Below are 20,313 nucleotides of genomic sequence, written 5' to 3' on the forward strand. Positions count from 1 at the left end.
CGAAAGAACGATGCCGATGCTGCCCAGCCTCGTCCTTCCGCGCCTGTCCCACCCGACCGGCGATGGATGGTCGGCGACAGCGCCGCGACGGAGCATGAGCCTCGTGTCCAAGCCACTGTCACTGCCACTGCCCTGGAACCCGGAGGATCCCCTCTTCTGGGGTGAGCAGGGGCGTGCGGTGGCGCTGCGCAACCTCGGTGTCGCGATTCCCGCGTTGGCGCTGTCGTTCTCGGTGTGGATGCTGTGGTCGGTGCTGGTCGTGTACCTGCCGTCGGCGGGCTTCCGCTACACCACGAACCAGCTGTTCTGGCTCAGCGCATTGCCGGCCCTGTGCGGCGCGACGCTGCGCGTCTTCTACGGCTTTGCCGTGCGCTGGGTGGGTGGGCGGCGCTGGACGACGTTCTCCACCGCCAGCCTGCTGTTGCCGACGGCCGGCATTGCGCTGGCCGTGCAGGACCCCGCCACACCCTATGAATGGATGGTCGTGCTGGCGTTGCTGTGCGGGCTGGGCGGCGCCAACTTCGCCAGTGGCATGGCCCACATCAGCGCCTGCTTCCCGGCGCGAGAGCAGGGCATGGCACTCGGCGTGGGTGCGGGCCTCGCGCACCTGGGCGTGAGCCTCGTGCAGTGGGCCGTGCCGGTCGTCATCGCGCTGGACCTCTTCGGCCTGCCGGCCCAGGGTGACGGCCAGTGGCTGGCCAATGCCGGCCTGGTCTGGCTGCCGCTGATCGCCGCCAGCTCCCTGGCCGCGTGGTTCGGCATGAACGACCTGCCTTCGACCGGCGTCGGCATGACGGAGCAGGCGCAGCTCTTCTCTCATCGCCACAGCTGGCTGATGAGCTGGCTCTACCTTGGCAGCTTCGGCAGCTTCATCGGCTTCGCAGCAGCCGGCCCGCTGCTGCTGCGCAGCCAGTTCCCCGACTTCGATGGCGCGCAGCAGCTGGTGTGGCTGGGCCCGCTGCTGGGCGCGATGGTGCGGCCGCTGGGCGGCTGGGTGGCCGACGACTTCGGCGGCGCGCGCGTCAGCCTGGCCTGCTTCGGCGGCCTGGCGCTTGGCGTCATCGGCGTGCTGGCTAGCCTGGGTCGGGACGGCGGCGCGTGGCTGTTTGCCGCCAGCTTCATGCTGCTCTTCATTGCCGCCGGCATCGCCAATGGCAGCACCTTCCGCATGGTGCCGCTGGGCTTCCTGCGCGAAGCCCAGCGTGGCCACGGTTCGCTGCGTGAGGCTCAGGCGCAGGGCGCCGCCGCGCTGGGTCTGTGCTCGGCCGTCGGGGCCTATGGCGGCTTTTTCATCCCCAAGAGTTTCGGCAGCGCTATCACGCTTGCCGGCGGCCCCGAGGCCGCGCTCTATTGCTTCTTGGCGTTCTACCTGAGCTGCATGGCCATCTGTTGGTGGTGCTACGGCCGGCGCAGCGCCCCCCTGTCCTGTTAACGGAGAATTCGATGTCCCACTTTCTGGATCGACTGACCGCCTTCCAGCTGCCGAAGGAAGTTTTCGCCGGCGGCCACGGCGTGAGCACCGGCGAGGATCGCACCTGGGAGGATGCCTACCGCAACCGCTGGGCACACGACAAGATCGTGCGCAGCACGCACGGCGTGAACTGCACTGGCTCCTGCTCGTGGAAGATCTACGTCAAGGGCGGCATCGTCACCTGGGAAACCCAGCAGACCGACTACCCGCGTACGCGCGCCGACCTGCCCAACCACGAGCCGCGCGGCTGCGCCCGCGGCGCAAGCTACAGCTGGTACCTCTACAGCGCCAACCGCGTGAAGTACCCCATGGTGCGCGGCCGGCTGCTCAAGCGCTGGCGCGAGGCGCTGGCGGTGGCCAAGAGCCCCGTTGACGCGTGGGCGCTGATCCAGAGTGACGAGTCGGCCCGACGCGACTATCAACAAGTGCGCGGCATGGGCGGCTTCGTGCGATCGACCTGGGACGAGGTCAACGAGCTGATTGCCGCGGCCAACGTCTACACGATCAAGCAGCACGGCCCGGACCGGGTCATCGGCTTCTCGCCCATCCCGGCGATGTCCATGGTCAGCTACGCCGCCGGCAGCCGGTATCTCAGCCTCATCGGCGGCGTCTGCATGAGCTTCTACGACTGGTACTGCGACCTGCCGCCGGCCAGCCCGCAGATCTGGGGCGAGCAGACCGACGTGCCCGAGTCGGCGGACTGGTACAACTCGAACTACATCATCGCCTGGGGCAGCAACGTGCCGCAGACGCGCACGCCGGACGCCCACTTCTTCACCGAGGTGCGCTACAAGGGTGCGAAAACGGTTGCGGTGACGCCCGACTATTCCGAGGTCGCCAAGCTGGCCGACCTGTGGCTGCACCCCAAGCAGGGCACCGACGCGGCGCTCGCGATGGCCATGGGTCACGTGGCCCTCAACGAGTTCTACTTCAAGCAGCGCAGCGCCTATTTCGACGACTACGCACGCCGCTATACCGACCTGCCGTTGCTGGTGCTGCTGGAGGAGCAGACGCTGCCCGACGGCCGCAAGGCCCGCGTGCCGACGCGCTACCTGCGCGCCAGCGATCTGCAGGGACAGATGGGCCAGAGCAACAACCCCGAGTGGAAGACGCTGGCCTACGACGCCACGGGCCGCCTCGTGCTGCCCAACGGTTCCATCGGTTTCCGCTGGGGCGCGGAAGGGCGCGACGACGCCGGCAAGTGGAACCTCGAGGCCAAGGAAGCCCAGGCCGACGGCAACGTGAAGCTCAAGCTCTCGCTGGTGGAGGATGGCGAGCAGGCGCATGAGATCGCCGACGTGGCCTTCCCCTACTTCGCCGGCAGCGCCAGCGAGCACTTCACGCCCAACCCGCAGCAGGACGGCGTCAGCCACTGCGCCCGCGTGCCGGCCACGCGACTGAAGACGCAGGACGGCGAGGCGCTGGTTGCCACCGTCTTCGACCTGCAGGCGGCGCAGTACGGCATCGATCGCGGCTTCGGCAGCGGTGCCCGCGACTACGACGACAACGCCCCCTACACGCCGGCCTGGCAGGAGGCCATCACCGGCGTGCCGCGCGCCCAGGTCATCCGCGTGGCGCGCGAGTTCGCCGAGAACGCGCACAAGACCCACGGCAAGTCGATGATCATCATCGGCGCCGCGATGAACCACTGGTACCACTGCGACATGAACTACCGCGGTGTCATCAACCTACTGATGATGTGCGGCTGCATCGGTCAGAGCGGTGGCGGCTGGGCGCACTACGTGGGCCAGGAGAAGCTGCGTCCGCAGACCGGCTGGACGGCGCTTGCCTTCGCACTGGACTGGGTGCGTCCGCCGCGCCAGCAAAACAGCACCAGCTTCTTCTACGCCCACACCGATCAATGGCGCTACGAGAAACTGGGCGTGGGCGAGGTGCTGTCGCCACTGGCCACGGCAGCGGAGCGCGCCGAGTTCAATGGCAGCATGATCGACTGCAACGTGCGCGCTGAACGCATGGGCTGGCTGCCCAGCGCACCGCAGCTCAAGACCAACCCGTTGCAGGTCGCCCGCGATGCCGCCGGTGCCGGCATGGCGCCCAAGGACTACGTCGTGCAGGGCCTGCGGGACGGCTCGCTGCAGATGAGCTGCGAGGACCCCGACGCGCCGCAGAATTGGCCGCGCAACATGTTCGTGTGGCGCTCCAACCTGCTGGGCTCCAGCGGCAAGGGCCACGAGTACTTCTGCAAGCATCTGCTGGGCACCGAGAACGGCGTTCAGGGCAAGGACCTGGGCGTCGACGACGCCAAGCCGCGCGAGGTGCGCTGGCATGCGCAGGCACCGCAGGGCAAGCTGGACCTGCTCGTGACGCTGGACTTCCGCATGAGCACGACCTGCCTCTACTCGGACATCGTGCTGCCCACGGCCAGCTGGTACGAGAAGAACGACCTCAATACCAGCGACATGCACCCCTTCATCCACCCGCTGTCTGCGGCCGTGGACCCGGTCTGGCAGTCGCGCTCCGACTGGGAGATCTACAAGGGCTTTGCCAAGGCCTTCAGCCGGGTCTGCATCGGCCACCTGGGCGTGGAGAAGGAAGTCGTCATGTCGCCGCTGATGCACGACACGCCGGCTGAACTGGCCCAGCCCTTTGGTGTGAAGGACTGGAAGAAGGGCGAATGCGAGCTGATCCCCGGCAAGACGGCGCCCAACATCGCCGTCGTCGAACGTGACTATCCGGCCACCTATGAGCGCTTTACGTCGCTGGGGCCCTTGCTGGAGAAGCTGGGCAACGGCGGCAAGGGCATCGGCTGGGACACCAAGACCGAGGTCGAACAGCTGGGTGAGCTCAACGGCGTGAACAGCGCTGGCCGGGCGCGCATCGTCAGCGACATCGATGCCTGCGAAGTCATCCTGCAGCTGGCGCCAGAGACCAATGGCCACGTTGCGGTCAAGGCCTGGGAGGCGCTGTCCAAGTTCACCGGCCGCGAGCACGAGCACCTGGCGCTGCACCGCGAGGACGAGAAGATCCGCTACCGCGACATCCAGGCGCAGCCGCGCAAGATCATCAGCTCTCCGACTTGGAGCGGTCTGGAGAGCGAGAAGGTGTCCTACAACGCCGGCTACACCAACGTGCACGAACTGATCCCATGGCGCACGCTGACCGGTCGCCAGCAGTTCTACCAGGACCACCCATGGATGCGCGCCTTTGGCGAAGGCTTCACGAGCTATCGCCCGCCGGTGGACTTGAAAACCACCGGGGAGATCCAGGGCATCAAGCCCAACGGCAACCGCGAGATCGTGCTGAACTTCATCACGCCGCACCAGAAGTGGGGCATCCACAGCACCTACAGCGACAACCTGCTGATGCTGACGCTCAACCGCGGCGGTCCGGTCATCTGGCTCAGCGAGGACGACGCCAAGCGCGCTGGGATCGAGGACAACGACTGGGTGGAGCTGTTCAACGTCAATGGCGCGATTGCGGCCCGTGCGGTCGTCAGCCAGCGCGTGAATCCCGGCATGACGCTGATGTACCACGCGCAGGAAAAGATCATCAACACGCCCGGCAGTGAGATCACCGGCGTGCGCGGCGGCATCCACAACTCGGTGACGCGCATCGTCACGAAGCCGACCCACATGATCGGTGGCTACGCCCAGTACAGCTACGGCTTCAACTACTACGGAACCATCGGCACCAATCGGGACGAGTTCGTCGTGGTGCGCAAGATGAACAAGGTGGACTGGCTCGACACGCCGCGTGACGACCACCTCGCCGCGGCCTACCAGTCGCAAGGCGAAAACCCCTGAATCGCGAGGAGCAAGCAATGAAGATTCGCGCACAGATCGGCATGGTGCTGAACCTGGACAAGTGCATTGGGTGCCACACCTGCTCGGTGACTTGCAAGAACGTCTGGACCAGTCGCCCCGGCGTCGAGTACGCCTGGTTCAACAACGTTGAGACCAAACCGGGCATCGGCTATCCCAAGGAGTGGGAGAACCAGGACAAGTGGAACGGCGGCTGGATACGCAAGGCCGACGGCAGCCTGGAGCCGCGCCAGGGCGGCAAATGGAAGCTCTTGATGAAGATCTTCGCCAACCCCAACCTGCCGGAGATCGACGACTACTACGAGCCCTTCACCTTCGACTACGACCACCTGCAGTCGGCCCCCGAAATGCGCCAGGCGCCCACCGCGCGCCCGCGCAGCCTCATCACCGGCCAGCGCATGGAGAAGATCGAGTGGGGTCCGAACTGGGAAGAGATCCTCGGCGGCGAGTTCAGCAAGCGCAGCAGGGACAAGAACTTCGACGATGTCCAGAAGGACATCTACGGTCAGTTCGAGAACACTTTCATGATGTACCTGCCCAGGCTGTGTGAGCACTGCCTGAATCCGGCATGCGTCGCGTCCTGCCCCTCGGGGTCGATCTACAAGCGCGAGGAAGACGGCATCGTGCTGATCGACCAGGACAAGTGCCGCGGCTGGCGCATGTGCGTGTCGGGCTGCCCCTACAAGAAGATCTACTACAACTGGAAGAGCGGCAAGGCCGAGAAGTGCATCTTCTGCTACCCCCGCATCGAGGCCGGTCAGCCCACCGTGTGCTCGGAGACCTGCGTGGGCCGCATCCGCTACCTCGGCGTGCTGCTGTATGACGCTGACCGCATCGCCGAGGCTGCTGCCACGCCCAACGACAAGGACCTCTACCAGGCCCAGCTCGATCTGTTCCTCGACCCCTTTGATCCCGCCGTCATCAAGCAGGCGCGCAAGGACGGCATTCCGGACAACTGGCTGGAGGCCGCGCGCAACAGCCCCGTCTATCGCATGGCCGTGGATTGGAAGGTCGCCCTGCCGCTGCACCCCGAGTACCGCACGCTGCCCATGGTCTGGTACGTGCCGCCGCTGTCGCCCATCAGCGCGGCCGCCAATGCCGGCCAACTCGGCGCCGTGGGAGAGCTGCCGGACGTGAACCAGCTGCGCATTCCCGTGCAATACCTCGCCAACCTGCTGACGGCCGGCGACACCGTGCCCGTCGTCGGTGCACTGGAGCGCATGCTGGCCATGCGGGCCTACCAGCGCGGTCTGCACGTGGACGGCGTGAAGAACCAGGCGGTGCTCGACCAGGCCGGCCTCAGCGAGGCCCAGGTGCAGGAGATGTACCGCGTGATGGCCATCGCCAACTACGAGGACCGCTTTGTGATCCCGACGACTCACCGCGAGTACGCCGAGAACGCCTTCAACGTGCGCGGCGGCTGCGGCTTCAGCTTCGGCAACGGCTGCTCCGAGGGCGTCACCGAGACCAGCCTGTTCGGCTCGGAGAAGAAACGCACCATCCCCATCAAGGCGACCCTCTGAGGAAGGCCCCCATGTTCAACAAGCCCACCCCCGCCCCCCACAGCCTGCGCGTGCTGGCGGCGCTGCTGCGCTACCCGGACGCCGAGTTCCGCGCCGCGGTGCCCGAGCTGCAGCAGGCCCTGGCCGCCGAGGCCGCGCTGCCCCCTGAGCGCATCGCCGAACTCTGCGCGCTGCTGCAGCGCCTGCACCAGTCCGACCCGTTCACGGTCGAGGCCGACTTCGTCGACCTCTTCGACCGCGGCCGCGGCACGGCCCTGCACCTGTTCGAGCACATCCACGGTGACTCGCGCGACCGTGGCCCGGCCATGATCGACTTGCTGCAGACCTATGAGCGCGCCGGGCTGTTCCTTGCGCCCGGCGAGCTGCCCGACCACCTGGCCGTCGTGCTGGAGTTCGCCAGCACTCAGCCGGTCCGGGAAGCGCGCGGCTTTCTCGCGGAGATCGCCCACATCACGCGGGCCATCTTCAGCGCGCTGCAGCGCCGCCAGAGCGCCTACGCCAGCGTCCTGGCCGCTGTGCTGGAACTGGCTGGTGAGCGTGCCGAGCGCGTGGACATCCCGCCCGAGCCGGAGCTTGACGAGGCCTGGGCCGAGCCCGAGGCCTTCGGCGGCTGCTCGTCCGCCGGTCAGTCGCGGCCCGAGCAGCCGCAACCCATCCACATCGTGCGCAAGCAAGCCGCGCATCAACCGGGAGCCTCCGCATGAACGCCGTGCACAACTTCCTGTTCGTCGTCTACCCCTACATCTGCCTGGCCGTCTTCCTGATGGGCAGCCTGGCCCGCTTCGACCGCGACCAGTACACCTGGAAAAGCGACAGCTCGCAGATGCTGCGCAGCCGAGGCATGCGATGGGCCAGCAACCTCTTCCATGCCGGCATCCTCTTTCTCTTCGTCGGGCACACGGTCGGCATGTTGACGCCGCATGCCGTCTACGAGCACTTCATCACTCCGGCCAACAAGCAGATGCTGGCCATCGTCGCCGGCGGCATCGCCGGCACGGCCTGCTTCATCGGCCTTTCGATGCTGATCTGGCGCCGCATGACGGACCCGCGCATCCGCCTCACCAGCCATCGCACGGACCTCGCCATTCTGTGGATCCTGTGGGTGCAGCTCAGCCTGGGCCTGATCACGCTGCCGTTCTCGTTGTCGCACGCGGACGGCACGGTCATGCTGGTGCTGTCCGACTGGGCGCAGCGCATCGTCACGTTCAACCCCGACGCCAGCGGCCTGGTGGCGCTGGCGTGGCCGTACAAGGTTCACATGGTGTTGGGCATGACCATCTTCCTGCTCTTCCCCTTCAGCCGCCTCGTGCACGTCTGGAGCGGCCTGGCCGCGGTGTTCTACGTTTTCCGGCCCTACCAGGTCGTGCGCTCGCGCAGGCTGAATCTTCCGAAGCGGGGTTGACATGACGCAGCCGTCCCGGCCCGTCGAGGCCTTCATCAACGACATCGAGATCGCCGCCGCCGGTGAGACGCTGGATGACGAAGTGCTGCGCCAGCGCGCCTGCACCGAGCTGCTGCGCCAGCGTGCCATCGAAGTGGGCCTGCTCGCCGCCGACGACCCCGCGCCGCGCGAGGGTGCCATCAGTGCGGCGGCCAGCCAGGCCATCGAGGCGCTGATCGCCCAGGAACTGGCCGGCCCCGAGCCCGACGAGGCAGCCTGTCGCCGTCACTACGACGCCAACGCCCGTCACTACGCGCAGGGTGAGCGCGTTCAGGTGCGCCACATCCTGTTTGCTGTCACGCCCGGCGTGGACGTGGGCCTGTTGCGCCAGCGCGCCGAGGGCCATCTGATCGCACTGCGAGCCAGTGACGTGGCTGCCTTCAACGAGGCGGCGAAGGAGTTGTCCAACTGTCCCAGCGGCGCGGACGGCGGGCAGCTCGGCTGGCTGACGGCGGACGACTGTGCGCCCGAGTTCGCCAAGGAGCTGTTCGGCCGCAGTGAGATTGGCGTGCTGCCGCGTCTGCTGCACAGCCGCTTCGGTTTGCACATCGCCGCCATCGACGCGCGCGAGCCGGGCCGGCTGCCAGACTTCGAGCAGGTGCGTGACGCGGTGGCCCAGCGCATGCGCCAGCTGCACCAGATCAGCGCGCTGCGCCAGTACCTGCAGACGCTGGCGGCGGACGCCCGGCTGCAAGGCGTCGAACTGCAGCAGGCCAGCTCACCGCTGGTCCAGTGATGCCCGACGAGCTGCTCGAACGCCTGCGTCGCTTCCAGACCGATGACTTCCCGCAGCAGCGGTCGCTGTTCCGGCATCTGGTCGATGATGGCCAGCATCCGCTGACCCTGTTCATCGGTTGCTCCGATTCGCGCCTCGTCCCCTATTTGCTGACGGGTGCCGGACCGGGCGAGCTCTTCCTCGTCCGAAACGTCGGCGCCTTCGTGCCGCCCTACGACCAGAGTCAGGGCTTTCACGGGACCGCGGCGGCCATCGAGTTCGCGGTGCTCAACCTGCAGGTGCGCCGCATCGTCGTCTGTGGCCATAGCCATTGCGGCGCCATCCGCGCGCTGTACGGTGAAGTGCCACCCGCCGCGCAGAACCTGGTGCGCTGGCTGGACCTGGGCCGCGAGGCGGCGCTGCCCGTCGCGGAGCCCGGTCCCGAGGCGCTACGCCGCACCGAGCAGCGTGCCATCGTGTTGCAGCTGGAGCGGCTGATGGACTACCCCATGGTGCGCGAGCAGGTCGAGGCGCGGGCTTTGACGCTGCACGGCTGGCACTACGTCATCGAGGACGGGGAGGTGCATGTCTTCGACGTCGACGTGGGCGCCTTCGTGCCGGCCTCGCGGGCCGGCAACGCCGGCACCGGCCCCTACCGTCTGTGCGGGGAAGAAGACGGCCTGGACGCCAGCGGCGTTCCGCTCGATTGCTCTTGAACCAGTTCAAGGCGCGCCGGGGTGGCCAGCCCTAGGCTGACGCTCTATGAACACAGCCCTCCACGACCTCCGCCCGCTCGCCCCGCCGCAGCGCCACCGCCTCGCCTTCCAGTGTTTCGACGCGCTAGCGCCGGGCGAGACCTTCGAGCTGGTCAACGACCATGAGCCACGTGGCCTACTGATGCAGTTCCGCGCCCATCACCCCGAAGCCTTCAGCTGGCAGGTCGTGCAGGCCGAGCCCGACTACTGGCGCATCCGTGTCGGCCGCCTCGTGGCCGGGACCGGCCAGGCGACGCCCGCCCCCGGCGGCTGCGGCTGCAGCTGCGGCGGCCAGGGCTGAGATGTCCCTCGAATCCTGCCCGCCGCCACGCAAGCCCCAACTGGTCTGCCCGGCCGGTTCGCTGCGCGCGCTGCAACTGGCGCTCGACGCTGGCGCTGACGCCGTCTACCTGGGTCTGAAGGACGCCACCAACGCGCGCAACTTCGCCGGGTTGAACTTCGATGCCGCTCAGGTGCGCGAGGGCGTGAGGCTGGCCCACTGCCTGGGCCGCCAGGTGCTGATGGCGCTGAACACGTTTGCCGACGCGCGTGACACCCGGCCTTGGCAGCGGGCCGTTGACCACGCGGCCGAGCTGGGCGCCGATGCCCTCATCGTGGCCGACAGCGCCGTGCTGGCAGATGCGCGTCGGCGCCATCCGCAGCTGCGCCTGCACCTCTCGGTGCAGGCCTCGGCCACCAACCACGAGGCCATCGCCTTTTACCGCCAGCGTTACGGCATCGAGCGCGCCGTGCTGCCGCGCGTGCTGACGCTGCAGCAGGTGCAGCAACTGCTCAAGCACTGCAGCGTTCCGGTCGAGGTCTTCGGCTTCGGCAGCCTGTGCGTGATGGTGGAGGGGCGCTGCGCGCTGTCCAGCTACGCCACGGGCCAGTCGCCCAACACGGCCGGCGTCTGCTCACCACCTGGCGCCGTGCGCTGGGACGAGGCGCCTGATGGTGTGCGCGCCCGCCTGGGCGGCGTGTTGATCGACCACTACCGACCCGGCGAGCCGCGCGGTTACCCGACGCTGTGCAAGGGCCGCTTCGAGGTCGGCGCGCTGGCGGGCGACTATGCGCTGGAGGAGCCCACCAGCCTCAACACGCTGGCCCTGCTGCCGCAGCTCATCGCCTCCGGCGTGGCCGCCATCAAGATCGAGGGGCGCCAGCGCAGCCCTGCCTACGTGGCCGAGGTCACCAAGGTCTGGCGCGCTGCCATCGACGCAGCCTGGGCCGCCCAGGAGGGGCGCGGCCGCTACAGCGTGCAGCCCGCCTGGGACGGGCAGCTCGCGCGCTGGGCCGAGGGCCAGCAGCACACCCTTGGCGCCTACGACAGACCCTGGAGATGATGAATACCCCCGCCATTCAACTGAGCGTCGGCCCATTGCTGTACTGGTGGCCGCGCGAGGCGCTGCTGAACTTCTATGCCGACCTTGCCGACTCGCCGGTGCAAAGCGTCGTGCTGGGCGAGCTGGTCTGCTCGCGGCGCAACGAGATCAAGTTCGACGACTGGCTGGCCATCGCCCGCGAGCTGCGCGCGGCCGGCAAGGACGTGCGCCTGGCGACCATGGCGCTGGTCATGAGCGAGGCGGAGCTTCGCACGCTGCGTCGCGTCTGCGAGCAAGATGAGTTCCCCGTCGAGGCCGGCGACGCCGCCGCGCTGCAGGTGTTGTCGCGCCTGCGCCGCCGCCCAATCACGCTTGGGCCCCATCTCAACATCTACAACGCCGACGCGCTGGGCGAGCACGCGGCACTCGGGGCAGACCGCTGGGTGGGGCCGGTCGAGCTGTCGCTGGACGCGGTAGCCTGCGTCAACCCGCCGCCCTCGGCGATCGTGACCGAGGTCTGGGGTTTCGGCCGCCTGCCGCTGGCCTTCTCGGCGCGTTGCTTCACGGCCCGCCATCATCGGCTGCAGAAGGACGACTGCCAGTTCCGCTGCCGCGACGATGCCGACGGCCTGATGCTGCGGACGGGGGAGGGCGAGGACTTCCTCGCGCTCAACGGCATCCAGACGCAGAGCGCGGCGCTGCAATGCCTGATCGCTCAGGGCGATGCCTTGCACCAGGCGGGCGTCGGGCTGCTGCGGCTGTCGCCCTGTGGCGCCCACTTCATGCGCGTCGTCGACCTCTTCGATGCAGTGTTCTCGCGGGGCGCCAATGCTCAGGAGGCGCTCACCGCAATGCGCGAACTGCCCCTGCCCGGCCGCCTGGTGGACGGTTTTGCACGCCGTCAGCCCGGCCTCGCGGAGGCGGCATGACCGCGCAGTTGCCGAGCCTGCCCCAACGCTGGCGCGAACGTGTCGCCCGCCTGCCCAGCCGTCCGCCCTCCATGCTGCTGGCGCTGCTGATGGACCGCCTGCTGTTGCCGCGCCTGGACCCCTCCCAGCGTCAGGCCTTGCAGGGCCAGACGGTGGAGATCGAGCTGCAGGAGCTGGGCGCCCGCGTGCGGCTGCGGCTGGGCGAACGCGGCTTTCAGGCTGCGGGCGAGCAGGGGGCGCCCCGTCTGCGCCTGCGCGCTCGCGCCGATGCCCTGTGGCGGCTGCTGCGCGGTGAGGACGACGCCGACCGCCTGTTCTTCGAGGGTGCCCTCGTCATGGAGGGCGACACGGAGTACGGCCTGGTGTTGAAGAACACGCTGGACGCCATCGGGCCGCTGTGGAACGTGGCCCCCTCTTGATCTGCTTCAAGGACGCCATCGAATCCGGCGACCACACTGCCTGCCACTACATGTAGTGCCTTGGTGGCGCTGCAAACACCATAGGTAGCGCAATGACCCTCTATCCTCAGCAGGTGGTGAAACGCGACGGCCGCATCGAGGCCTTCGACGCTGGCAAGATCGCCCAGGCCCTGGCGCGCGCGGGGCACGCCAGCGGCGAGTTCGGCGACGACGAGGCGCGCTGGCTGACCGACAACGGTGTGCTGCCCGAGCTGATGGCGCGCACGCTGCCCGGCATCGAGCAGATTCAGGACGCCGTCGAGTCCACGCTGTTCGGCGCTGGCTGGCGGCGCACGCTGCGGGCCTTCATCGTCTACCGCGAGCAGCACCGCCGCCTGCGCGATGCCCGCCAGACTCTCGTCGACGTGCAGGCCACGATGGACGAATACCTGCAGCAGCGCGACTGGCGTATCCAGGCCAATGCCAACCAGGGCTGGAGCCTGGGTGGGCTGATCCTCAATGTGTCGGGCAAGGTGGTGGCCAACTATTGGCTGGACCACGTCTACTCGCCTGAGATCGGACAGGCTCACCGAGAGGCCGACCTCCACATCCACGACCTCGACATGCTCAGCGGCTACTGCGCCGGCTGGAGCCTGCGCACGCTGTTGCACGAGGGGCTCAACGGCGTGCCGGGCAAGGTCGAGGCCGGGCCGCCGAAGCATCTGTCCAGCGCCGTCGGCCAGATCGTCAACTTCCTCGGAACGCTGCAGAACGAATGGGCCGGCGCCCAGGCCTTCTCCAGCTTCGACACCTACCTTGCGCCCTATGTCCGCAAGGATGGCCTCGGCTACGAGCAGGTGCGCCAGTGCCTGCAGGAGCTGATCTACAACCTCAACGTGCCCTCGCGCTGGGGCACGCAGACGCCGTTCACCAACCTCACCTTCGACTGGACCTGCCCGGCCGACCTTGCCGAGCAGGTGCCCGTCATCGCCGGCGAGGCGCAACCTTTCTGCTATGGCGAGCTGCAGGCCGAGATGGACCTGATCAACCGCGCCTACATCGACGTGATGACAGCCGGCGACGCCAAGGGCCGCGTCTTCACCTTCCCCATTCCGACCTACAACATCACCAAGGACTTCGACTGGGCCCACCCCAACACCGAGGCCTTGTTCGAGATGACGGCGCGCTACGGGCTGCCGTATTTCCAGAACTTCCTGAACTCCGACCTGGAGCCGCAGATGGTGCGCTCCATGTGCTGCCGGCTGCAGCTTGACCTGCGCGAGCTGCTCAAGCGGGGCAACGGCCTGTTCGGTTCGGCCGAGCAGACGGGTTCGGTGGGCGTCGTCACGGTCAACTGCGCGCGCCTGGGCTACCTGCATGCCGGCGACGAGGTCGGCCTGCTGGCGCGGCTGGATCGGCTGCTGGAGCTGGGCCGCGACAGCCTGGAGACCAAGCGCAAGCTGATCCAGCGCCTCATCGACCAGGGCCTCTTTCCCTACACGCGACGCTATCTCGGCACGCTGCGCAACCACTTCTCGACGCTGGGTGTGAATGGCATCAACGAGATGGTGCGCAACTTCACGCGCGGCGCGCACGACATCACGAGCGCCCAAGGCCACGCCTTCGCCGTGCGGCTGCTGGACCACGTGCGCGCCCGCATGGTGGAGTTTCAGGAGCAGACTGGCCACCTCTACAACCTGGAGGCCACGCCGGCCGAGGGCACGACCTACCGCTTCGCCAAGGAAGACCGTCGCCGCTGGCCCGGCATCCTGCAGGCCGGCAGCGACGCCAATCCCTACTACACCAACAGCTCCCAGCTGCCCGTCGGCTTCACTGACGACCCCTTCGAGGCGCTCGAGCGCCAGGAGGAGCTGCAGCGCAAGTACACCGGCGGCACGGTGCTGCACCTCTACATGAGCGAGCGCATCAGCTCGGCCCCGGCCTGCCGCGAGCTGGTGAAGCGCGCGCTGTCCCGCCACCGCCTGCCGTACATCACGGTGACGCCGACCTTCTCGATCTGCCCAACGCACGGCTATCTGGCAGGGCACCACGAGTTCTGCCCCAAGTGCGACGAAGAACGGCTGGCGCGAAAGCGTCGCGAATCCCAACCCCAACCCGCCTGAAAGAGATCCCCATGAACGCTGTCATCGAACGTCAGGAACAAGACATCACGCTGCGCGAAGAGGAACGCCAGCGCTGTGAAGTCTGGACCCGCGTGATGGGCTACCACCGCCCAGTCGCGTCCTTCAACATCGGCAAGCAGGGCGAGTTTGCCGAGCGTGTGCACTTCGAGGAGGGGCAAGCGGCGCCGTGAGCACCGCGTCCGACGCGTGCCCAGGCCGCTCCCTCGAGGGGGCGGTGATGCCAGCCGGCCCGCCCGGCAAGCACAACGCCCAGGCCGGCGGGCTCGGGAGCGTCCCAGCGCTCGGCCGGCCAGAACGGCGGGCTGAATCGCTGGCGGTCGCCGGGCTGCAGCCCTTCAGCAGTGTGGACTTCCCCGGCCGGCTCGCCGCCGTCGTCTTCCTGCAGGGGTGCCCCTGGCGCTGCGGTTACTGTCACAACCCCGGGCTGCAGTCGCGAGGTCCGGGTGCCGGGCCGCGTTGGCCCGAGCTGCGCGACTGGCTGGCCCGCCGCGTGGGCCGGCTCGACGGCGTCGTCTTCAGCGGTGGCGAGCCTTCGCTGGACCCGGCCTTGCCGGACGTGCTCGACGAGTTGCGTGCGATGGGCTATGCGCTGGGCCTGCACACCGCCGGCCTCGCGCCTCGCCGGCTCGCCGTGTTGCTGCCGCGGCTGGACTGGGTGGGGCTGGACATCAAGGCGGCGCCCACTGACGCGGCACTGCACGACCGCATCACCGGCCGGCGTGGCAGCGTGCGTGCCGTCCGCGAATCTCTCGCGTTGCTGCGGTCCGGCAGCGTGGACTTCGAGTGCCGCAGCACCGTCCACCCCGCATGGTTCACCGATGCCGATGTGCTGCGCCTCGTGAGCGAGCTGTCAAGCGTGCCCCGCCATGTGCTGCAGCTGGCGCGCCTGCCGGATGCATCGGGCACGGCGCGGGCGCCCATCGCGTGGCCGTCCGCGGCCCTGCTGGCCGAGGCGCGGGTGATCAGGCCGGATCTCCAGCTGCGCGCGGCCTGATCAGGTCGCGGCAATGCGCCAGCAGGATCTCTGCCTGAGCAGGGTCGAAGTCCCCATGCTGGACCTTGCGCACGCCGTGCTCATGCAGGCGAAGCTCGGCGCTCGCCGTCACGCCGACGCGGGCGAGACAGGCGCGCACGCAGGCCAGTGGGCAGCCGTCGATGGCGAGGATGGGCCGGCCCGTCTCGGCCGCGCGCTGCGCCGTTCGAACCAGCGCCTTGACGCCGCCGCCCACGCCGGCGATGCAGGACATTTCCACCTCGCCGCCACGGTCCAGCCGCACGGCCAGATGGTTGGCGAGCTGGGCAGCACTGGAGCAGCCCGAGCAAGCGTAGGCCAGGGGCAACTCGCTTGCCGACGCCTCCCTGGCATTGCGTGCCGCTCCGCTCGGCGGGAATGGCGCGTCTTCGGGCGGCCGTGCGTGGCCCATGGCCGTCAGCTGATGTAGACCGCTTCGCCGGCCGGGTTGAACGGTAGCAGGCCACCGAATTCGCCGGCCTCCACGCGCTTGACCAGCAGGTCCAGCATGCGCTGGATCTCGCTGCCGTCCGTGGGGCCGGACAGCGCCGCCGTGAATACCAACTGCCAGGCAGGTCCGGCTTGGCGGGCCTCCGCCGACAGGGCTGCGAAGTCAGCCAGGTCGGCGGGATCCTTGTCCACGCACATCAGCGGACGCAGGACGCCGCCGGCGCCGGCGGCGTGCGCGGCGCGCTGCTCGGGTGTCGCGTCGGGTTCGCACTCGGCCGTGGTGAAGACCATCAGCAGGCGTTGCGGCTCGGCTTGCGCACGGGCCATGGCCAGCAGGTCGTCGAAATGCTCGATGTTCATGGCGACAGCCTAAGGCCGCGGGGCGTGCCTGTTGCGCGCCCGACGGAGGAGGGCGGGGTAGCCCGAAGGGAGTAGGCATGGGGCGCCGGCCTCGTGCCAAGGCCGGATGGGCCGGGTCGGGTCGGCCGCCCAGAATCGCCGCATGGATGCGAGGACCGCCCCTTTGCTTTGGATCCCGCGCGCCGGCGTGGCCCGGTCGACGGATGGCGCGCTGCGCGACCGCCGCCAGCGCCCCTGGCGCGACCTGCGTATCTCCCTGACCGATCGTTGCAATTTCCGATGCAGCTATTGCATGCCGCGCAGCCGCTTCGGACCCGGTCACCGCTTCCTGCCTCAGGCGCAACTGCTGAACTTCGAGGAAATCGCCCAGGTCGGCCGCCAGGCCCTGGCCCTCGGTGTGCGCACGCTGCGCCTGACCGGCGGCGAGCCGCTTCTGCGCCGCGACCTGGCCCGATTGATCGGCCAGTTGGCCGCGCTGCGCACGCTGGAAGGCACACCGCCGGACCTGGCGCTCACCACCAATGGCAGCCTGCTGGCCGACCAGGCGGTCGCGCTGCGCGAGGCGGGCCTGAACCGGCTCACGGTCAGCCTGGACGCGCTGGATGATGCCGTGTTCCAACGCATGAACGACGTCGGCTTCCCCGTGGCCGAGGTGCTGCGCGGACTGGAGGCGGCGCAGCGCGCGGGCTTCGAGCGCATCAAGGTCAACATGGTGGTGCGCCGGGGCGTCAATGACGGCGAGGCCCTGGCACTGGCCGAGCACTTTCGCGAGAACTATGGGGGAGCCCTGGTGCTGCGCTTCATCGAGTTCATGGACGCCGGCTGCCACAACGGCTGGAAGATGGACGAGGTGCTGCCCAGCGACGAACTGCGCGCCCGCATCGCCGCGCGCTGGCCACTGCTGCCGCTGCCCGCCACACGCGGTGGCGAGACGGCGCAGCGTTGGCGTTACACCGACGGCGCGGGCGAGATCGGCTTCATCAGCAGCGTCAGCCACGCCTTCTGCGGGGACTGCACACGCGCCCGGCTGACGGCGGACGGCCGCCTCTTCACCTGCCTGTTCGCGCCCCAGGGCCACGACCTGCGCCCGCTGCTGCGTGGCGCCCAGGGCGGAGAGGCCGAACTGCGCGGGCGGCTGGCGGCGATCTGGGCTGGCCGCAGCGACGCCTATTCCGAGCAGCGGGAGGCGCTGCGCCTGCTGCAGCCCGAGCGCGCCGACATGCACGTGCTGGGCGGCTGACGAATCGTCCAGACCTTGCACCAGGTCAAAGCGCCGCGCGGCGCTTCGCCCCAGCATCGCCCCTTTCGCCCTTCAATTCCTGACGCCATGACCACTTCCTCGCTCCTCGAACGCATGGCGGCCGCCGGCCTGCGCCCCCTGCAATTCGCCGGCCGCCAGCTGTTGCCCGTCGTGCAGGGCGGCATGGGCGTGGGCATCTCGGCCCATCGCCTGGCCGGCAGCGTTGCCGCTCAGGGTGCCTGGGGCACGATCGCCTCGGTGGACCTGCGCCGCCATCATCCCGACCTGATGGCGCGCAGCGAAGGGATGCGAGACAGCGACGAGAGGAAGAAGACGGTCATCGAACAGGCCAACCAGGAGGCGCTGGCGCGTGAGATCCGGCAGGCCCGCGGGATCGCCGGCGACCGTGGCGTGTTGGCCGTCAACGTGATGCGCGCGGTGAGCGACTACGCGGCCTCGGTGCGCACGGCGCTGCAGGAGGGCGTGGATGCGCTGGTCGTCGGCGCCGGCCTGCCGCTGGACTTGCCTGAGCTGGCCCAGGACCACCCGGACACCGCCCTGGTGCCCATCTTGAGTGACGCCCGCGGCGTGGCCCTGCTGTGGCGCAAGTGGGAGCGCCGCCAGCGCATCCCGAGCGCCATCGTCATCGAGCACCCGGGCCATGCTGCCGGCCACCTGGGCGCGGCCCGCGTGGCCGACGTGGGCGATGCGCGCTTCGACTTCGAAACCGTGCTGCCGGCCGTGCGCCAGCACCTGCGCGATGCCGGCGTGGAGGGCCGGGTGCCGCTGATCGCCGCCGGTGGCGTGCGCCGCTGCGAGGACATTCAGCGCCTGCAGGCCCTGGGCGCCGACGCAGCCCAGCTGGGCACCGCCTTCGTCGTGACGGAGGAATGCGACGCGCATCCCAACTTCAAGCAGGTACTGGCCGAGGCGCGCGACGAGGACCTCGTCGAGTTCACCAGCGTGGCCGGTCTGCCCGCCCGCGCCGTGATGACGCCCTGGCTGAAGAAATACCTGAAGGCCGAGGAGCGCCTGCAGGCCGTGGCCCAGCTGAAGCAGCGCTGCACCATGGCCTTCGACTGCCTGAGCCAGTGCGGCCTGCGCGACGGCCTCAAGGGCTGGGGCCAGTTCTGCATCGACCAGCGGCTGGCGTCCGCGCTGCGCGGCGAGATGAACAAGGGCCTGTTCTTCCGTGGGCGTGGCGGGCTGCCCTTCGGCAGCCAGATCACCAGTGTGCGTCAGCTGCTGGAGCGGCTGATGACGCCGGGCGTTCCCGTCGGCACGCCAGCCTGATCTTGCAGCGCGGCTCAGGCCGCGGTGCGGAAGAGCAGGGCCTGATCGCGCGGTTGGTCGATCAGCAGCCGCACGCTGGTATCGGGCATCGTCAGGCCGGCATGGGCGACGATCTCGCGCAACTGGTCCAGGGCCAGTTGCGGTGCGGCGCGCAGGACCAGACTCAACCGCCACGGCCAGGCCGGTGTGCACGGGCTGCTGACGACGCGGTCCACGCCGCTGTGAGCCTGCAGCCTCGCCAGGCTTTCGGCCTTGGGTTCGGCGTCTCGCCACAGCGCCAGCAGGCCCGGCTGCGGTACACGCGTGGGCGGTGGCTTCAGGGCCAGGCCGGCAAGCTGGCCGCCGCGGCGCCAGGCGTGCAACTTGGCCAGTAGCCGGGACTCGCTGCAGCCCAGCTGCTTGGAGCACTGGGCAAAAGGCCGAGAGCACAGTAGCAGGCCCTCTTCGAGATGGCCGGCCATCTCGGGATCGTCGCAGGGCAGGGCTTGCGCGGACGCGGACGCGGACGGCAGCCGCAAGCGGGCCGCGGGCGCCGACGGCAGCCGCTGCAGCTGACGGACCAGGGTGTCGTCGTCCAGCGCTTCGATTTCGGCCCACACCGTCGCCAGGCCGGTCTGGGGCTCGGCGCGTTCGATGCGGAAGCAGCCCGGCAGCGCTGCCAGTGCGGCCACCAGCGTGGCCTCGTCGGTCGGCTCGAACGCAAAGCGCCAGCGTTCCCGACGCAGGCCCTCGCCCCAGCAAGGCTGGATGGCTTGCAGCGCGCCATTGCGGTGCAGCTCCTGACACAGGCTCAGAAGCTCGCGGGGCGTGGCGCCGCTGCGCGCTGCCATCTGCCGGAAGGGCGACGCATGCAGCGGGAATGTCTGCTGCCAGCCCTGCAGCAGGGTCTGGCGCAGGCTGGCGCAGCAACTGACGTGGGAGGAGGGGTGAGACATGGACGACCCGAATGCTCGGCGCGGCGGCCGGGTGCGTCCTTAATTTGCGTCAAGACCTCCGCTCGGCGGTTTGTCGCAGGTCAAGGAGGCGTCACCAGGCGCCGAGTTCGGTACTGATCGCGACCTCGCAGTCCGGGAAGATCTCGAGCTTGGTCAGCTTCAGGCGCACGCCAACGACGCCGGGGAGGCTCATCAGGCGGTTGCAGAGCTTGCCCAGCAGGGCTTCGACGAGGTCCGTGTGTTCCTGCGTGCACTCGTCGATGATGGCTGTGCGCACGCGGCGGTAGTCCAGCACATGGCCGATGTCGGCATCACGCGCCACGACCGGCAGCGCGCCGAGGTTGATCTCGGCATCGACCTGGATGGGCTGCGGGCCGGTGCGCTCGAAGTCCAGCACGCCGAGGTTGGCCCGGAAACGCAGTCCCTGCAGGTGGATGACCTGGCGGTTGTTGTAGCGCTGCGGCGCGGCGGCGACTTGCGGACGCAGCGCCAGCTCGATCTGCTTGGCGGCCTGCACGCCGTCAGCCAGCGCCGTCTGAACGC

20 protein-coding genes are annotated in these 20,313 nt (G+C 68.9%); 16 read left to right on the top strand and 4 right to left on the bottom strand.

Features of this window, described 5'->3' with window-relative positions; all coding sequences use genetic code 11:
* Positions 1 to 94 precede the first annotated feature (94 nt).
* The 14 genes from VGF12_RS04995 to VGF12_RS05060 all read left to right on the top strand — a co-directional run bounded on the left by VGF12_RS04995 (position 95) and on the right by VGF12_RS05060 (position 15,474).
* A complete protein-coding gene (locus VGF12_RS04995; protein ID WP_331174944.1) occupies positions 95 to 1,432 on the top strand; it encodes an MFS transporter in 1,338 nt (445 codons plus the stop codon).
* An 11-nt stretch (positions 1,433 to 1,443) separates the two neighbouring features.
* Entirely contained in the window at positions 1,444 to 5,235 is a 3,792-nt protein-coding gene (locus tag VGF12_RS05000) for a nitrate reductase subunit alpha (protein WP_331174945.1), read from the top strand.
* Positions 5,236 to 5,252: 17 nt separating this feature from the next.
* Positions 5,253 to 6,776, top strand: coding sequence for a nitrate reductase subunit beta (gene narH / locus VGF12_RS05005; protein ID WP_331174946.1), 1,524 nt, complete (start codon positions 5,253 to 5,255; stop codon positions 6,774 to 6,776).
* Between the two features lie 11 nt (positions 6,777 to 6,787).
* The gene (gene narJ / locus VGF12_RS05010; RefSeq protein ID WP_331174947.1) at positions 6,788 to 7,480 is read left to right on the top strand and encodes a nitrate reductase molybdenum cofactor assembly chaperone; all 693 of its coding nucleotides are present in this window, start codon (positions 6,788 to 6,790) and stop codon (positions 7,478 to 7,480) included.
* Complete coding sequence (narI, locus tag VGF12_RS05015; RefSeq protein WP_331174948.1) at positions 7,477 to 8,178, top strand: respiratory nitrate reductase subunit gamma; 702 nt, start codon at positions 7,477 to 7,479, stop codon at positions 8,176 to 8,178. The genes narJ and narI overlap by 4 nt, the downstream gene beginning before the upstream one ends.
* A 1-nt stretch (position 8,179) precedes the next feature.
* Complete coding sequence (locus tag VGF12_RS05020; protein ID WP_331174949.1) at positions 8,180 to 8,953, top strand: peptidylprolyl isomerase; 774 nt, start codon at positions 8,180 to 8,182, stop codon at positions 8,951 to 8,953.
* Entirely contained in the window at positions 8,953 to 9,648 is a 696-nt protein-coding gene (locus VGF12_RS05025; RefSeq protein ID WP_331174950.1) for a carbonic anhydrase, read from the top strand. The genes VGF12_RS05020 and VGF12_RS05025 overlap by 1 nt, the downstream gene beginning before the upstream one ends.
* A gap of 46 nt (positions 9,649 to 9,694) precedes the next feature.
* Complete coding sequence (locus tag VGF12_RS05030) at positions 9,695 to 9,988, top strand: DUF2249 domain-containing protein (RefSeq protein WP_331174951.1); 294 nt, start codon at positions 9,695 to 9,697, stop codon at positions 9,986 to 9,988.
* 1 nt (position 9,989) lies between these two features.
* A complete protein-coding gene (gene ubiU / locus VGF12_RS05035; RefSeq protein WP_331174952.1) occupies positions 9,990 to 11,030 on the top strand; it encodes a ubiquinone anaerobic biosynthesis protein UbiU in 1,041 nt (346 codons plus the stop codon).
* Positions 11,027 to 11,938, top strand: coding sequence for a U32 family peptidase (locus VGF12_RS05040; RefSeq protein WP_331174953.1), 912 nt, complete (start codon positions 11,027 to 11,029; stop codon positions 11,936 to 11,938). Before ubiU ends, VGF12_RS05040 begins: the two co-directional genes overlap by 4 nt.
* Positions 11,935 to 12,357 carry a ubiquinone anaerobic biosynthesis accessory factor UbiT gene (ubiT, locus tag VGF12_RS05045; RefSeq protein ID WP_331174954.1) on the top strand — a complete coding sequence of 141 codons (423 nt, stop codon included), beginning with the start codon at positions 11,935 to 11,937 and terminating at the stop codon, positions 12,355 to 12,357. Before VGF12_RS05040 ends, ubiT begins: the two co-directional genes overlap by 4 nt.
* 92 nt (positions 12,358 to 12,449) lie before the next feature.
* Positions 12,450 to 14,459, top strand: a complete 2,010-nt coding sequence (locus tag VGF12_RS05050; RefSeq protein ID WP_331174955.1) for a ribonucleoside triphosphate reductase — start codon at positions 12,450 to 12,452, stop codon at positions 14,457 to 14,459.
* An 11-nt stretch (positions 14,460 to 14,470) separates the two neighbouring features.
* Positions 14,471 to 14,650, top strand: coding sequence for an anaerobic ribonucleoside-triphosphate reductase (gene nrdD / locus VGF12_RS05055; RefSeq protein ID WP_331174956.1), 180 nt, complete (start codon positions 14,471 to 14,473; stop codon positions 14,648 to 14,650).
* Between the two features lie 47 nt (positions 14,651 to 14,697).
* Positions 14,698 to 15,474 carry an anaerobic ribonucleoside-triphosphate reductase activating protein gene (locus VGF12_RS05060; protein ID WP_331174957.1) on the top strand — a complete coding sequence of 259 codons (777 nt, stop codon included), beginning with the start codon at positions 14,698 to 14,700 and terminating at the stop codon, positions 15,472 to 15,474.
* On the opposite strand, the gene VGF12_RS05065 is transcribed toward VGF12_RS05060, so the two are convergent.
* Both VGF12_RS05065 and VGF12_RS05070 read right to left on the bottom strand, forming a co-directional pair.
* Positions 15,443 to 15,904 carry a putative zinc-binding protein gene (locus tag VGF12_RS05065; protein WP_331174958.1) on the bottom strand — a complete coding sequence of 154 codons (462 nt, stop codon included), beginning with the start codon at positions 15,902 to 15,904 and terminating at the stop codon, positions 15,443 to 15,445. The genes VGF12_RS05060 and VGF12_RS05065 overlap by 32 nt on opposite strands.
* A 5-nt stretch (positions 15,905 to 15,909) precedes the next feature.
* On the bottom strand, positions 15,910 to 16,302 hold the full coding sequence (locus tag VGF12_RS05070) for a ribonucleotide reductase subunit alpha (protein WP_331174959.1): 393 nt from the start codon (positions 16,300 to 16,302) through the stop codon (positions 15,910 to 15,912).
* A 142-nt stretch (positions 16,303 to 16,444) separates the two neighbouring features.
* Here VGF12_RS05070 and moaA point away from each other — a divergent pair, with 142 nt between their 5' ends.
* Complete coding sequence (gene moaA / locus VGF12_RS05075) at positions 16,445 to 17,542, top strand: GTP 3',8-cyclase MoaA (RefSeq protein ID WP_331174960.1); 1,098 nt, start codon at positions 16,445 to 16,447, stop codon at positions 17,540 to 17,542.
* Between the two features lie 87 nt (positions 17,543 to 17,629).
* Complete coding sequence (locus tag VGF12_RS05080) at positions 17,630 to 18,835, top strand: nitronate monooxygenase family protein (RefSeq protein WP_331174961.1); 1,206 nt, start codon at positions 17,630 to 17,632, stop codon at positions 18,833 to 18,835.
* Between the two features lie 14 nt (positions 18,836 to 18,849).
* Here the strand turns inward: VGF12_RS05080 and VGF12_RS05085 are convergent, their stop codons facing one another.
* A complete protein-coding gene (locus VGF12_RS05085; RefSeq protein WP_331174962.1) occupies positions 18,850 to 19,770 on the bottom strand; it encodes a hypothetical protein in 921 nt (306 codons plus the stop codon).
* Between the two features lie 91 nt (positions 19,771 to 19,861).
* Positions 19,862 to 20,257 (bottom strand): dihydroneopterin aldolase, encoded by a 396-nt coding sequence (locus tag VGF12_RS05090; RefSeq protein ID WP_331174968.1) that lies wholly within the window; start codon positions 20,255 to 20,257, stop codon positions 19,862 to 19,864.
* Positions 20,258 to 20,313: the final 56 nt, after the last annotated feature.

The sequence above is a fragment of the Roseateles sp. genome, assembly GCF_036404855.1.
Taxonomy (GTDB): Bacteria; Pseudomonadota; Gammaproteobacteria; order Burkholderiales; family Burkholderiaceae_C; genus Pelomonas.

Coding starts and splice junctions, on each gene's coding strand:
- VGF12_RS04995 (WP_331174944.1), top strand. CDS start 95: ATGAGCCTCGTGTCCAAGCCACTGTCACTGCCACTGCCCTGGAACCCG.
- VGF12_RS05000 (WP_331174945.1), top strand. CDS start 1,444: ATGTCCCACTTTCTGGATCGACTGACCGCCTTCCAGCTGCCGAAGGAA.
- narH (WP_331174946.1), top strand. CDS start 5,253: ATGAAGATTCGCGCACAGATCGGCATGGTGCTGAACCTGGACAAGTGC.
- narJ (WP_331174947.1), top strand. CDS start 6,788: ATGTTCAACAAGCCCACCCCCGCCCCCCACAGCCTGCGCGTGCTGGCG.
- narI (WP_331174948.1), top strand. CDS start 7,477: ATGAACGCCGTGCACAACTTCCTGTTCGTCGTCTACCCCTACATCTGC.
- VGF12_RS05020 (WP_331174949.1), top strand. CDS start 8,180: ATGACGCAGCCGTCCCGGCCCGTCGAGGCCTTCATCAACGACATCGAG.
- VGF12_RS05025 (WP_331174950.1), top strand. CDS start 8,953: ATGCCCGACGAGCTGCTCGAACGCCTGCGTCGCTTCCAGACCGATGAC.
- VGF12_RS05030 (WP_331174951.1), top strand. CDS start 9,695: ATGAACACAGCCCTCCACGACCTCCGCCCGCTCGCCCCGCCGCAGCGC.
- ubiU (WP_331174952.1), top strand. CDS start 9,990: ATGTCCCTCGAATCCTGCCCGCCGCCACGCAAGCCCCAACTGGTCTGC.
- VGF12_RS05040 (WP_331174953.1), top strand. CDS start 11,027: ATGATGAATACCCCCGCCATTCAACTGAGCGTCGGCCCATTGCTGTAC.
- ubiT (WP_331174954.1), top strand. CDS start 11,935: ATGACCGCGCAGTTGCCGAGCCTGCCCCAACGCTGGCGCGAACGTGTC.
- VGF12_RS05050 (WP_331174955.1), top strand. CDS start 12,450: ATGACCCTCTATCCTCAGCAGGTGGTGAAACGCGACGGCCGCATCGAG.
- nrdD (WP_331174956.1), top strand. CDS start 14,471: ATGAACGCTGTCATCGAACGTCAGGAACAAGACATCACGCTGCGCGAA.
- VGF12_RS05060 (WP_331174957.1), top strand. CDS start 14,698: ATGCCAGCCGGCCCGCCCGGCAAGCACAACGCCCAGGCCGGCGGGCTC.
- VGF12_RS05065 (WP_331174958.1), bottom strand. CDS start 15,904: ATGGGCCACGCACGGCCGCCCGAAGACGCGCCATTCCCGCCGAGCGGA.
- VGF12_RS05070 (WP_331174959.1), bottom strand. CDS start 16,302: ATGAACATCGAGCATTTCGACGACCTGCTGGCCATGGCCCGTGCGCAA.
- moaA (WP_331174960.1), top strand. CDS start 16,445: ATGGATGCGAGGACCGCCCCTTTGCTTTGGATCCCGCGCGCCGGCGTG.
- VGF12_RS05080 (WP_331174961.1), top strand. CDS start 17,630: ATGACCACTTCCTCGCTCCTCGAACGCATGGCGGCCGCCGGCCTGCGC.
- VGF12_RS05085 (WP_331174962.1), bottom strand. CDS start 19,770: ATGTCTCACCCCTCCTCCCACGTCAGTTGCTGCGCCAGCCTGCGCCAG.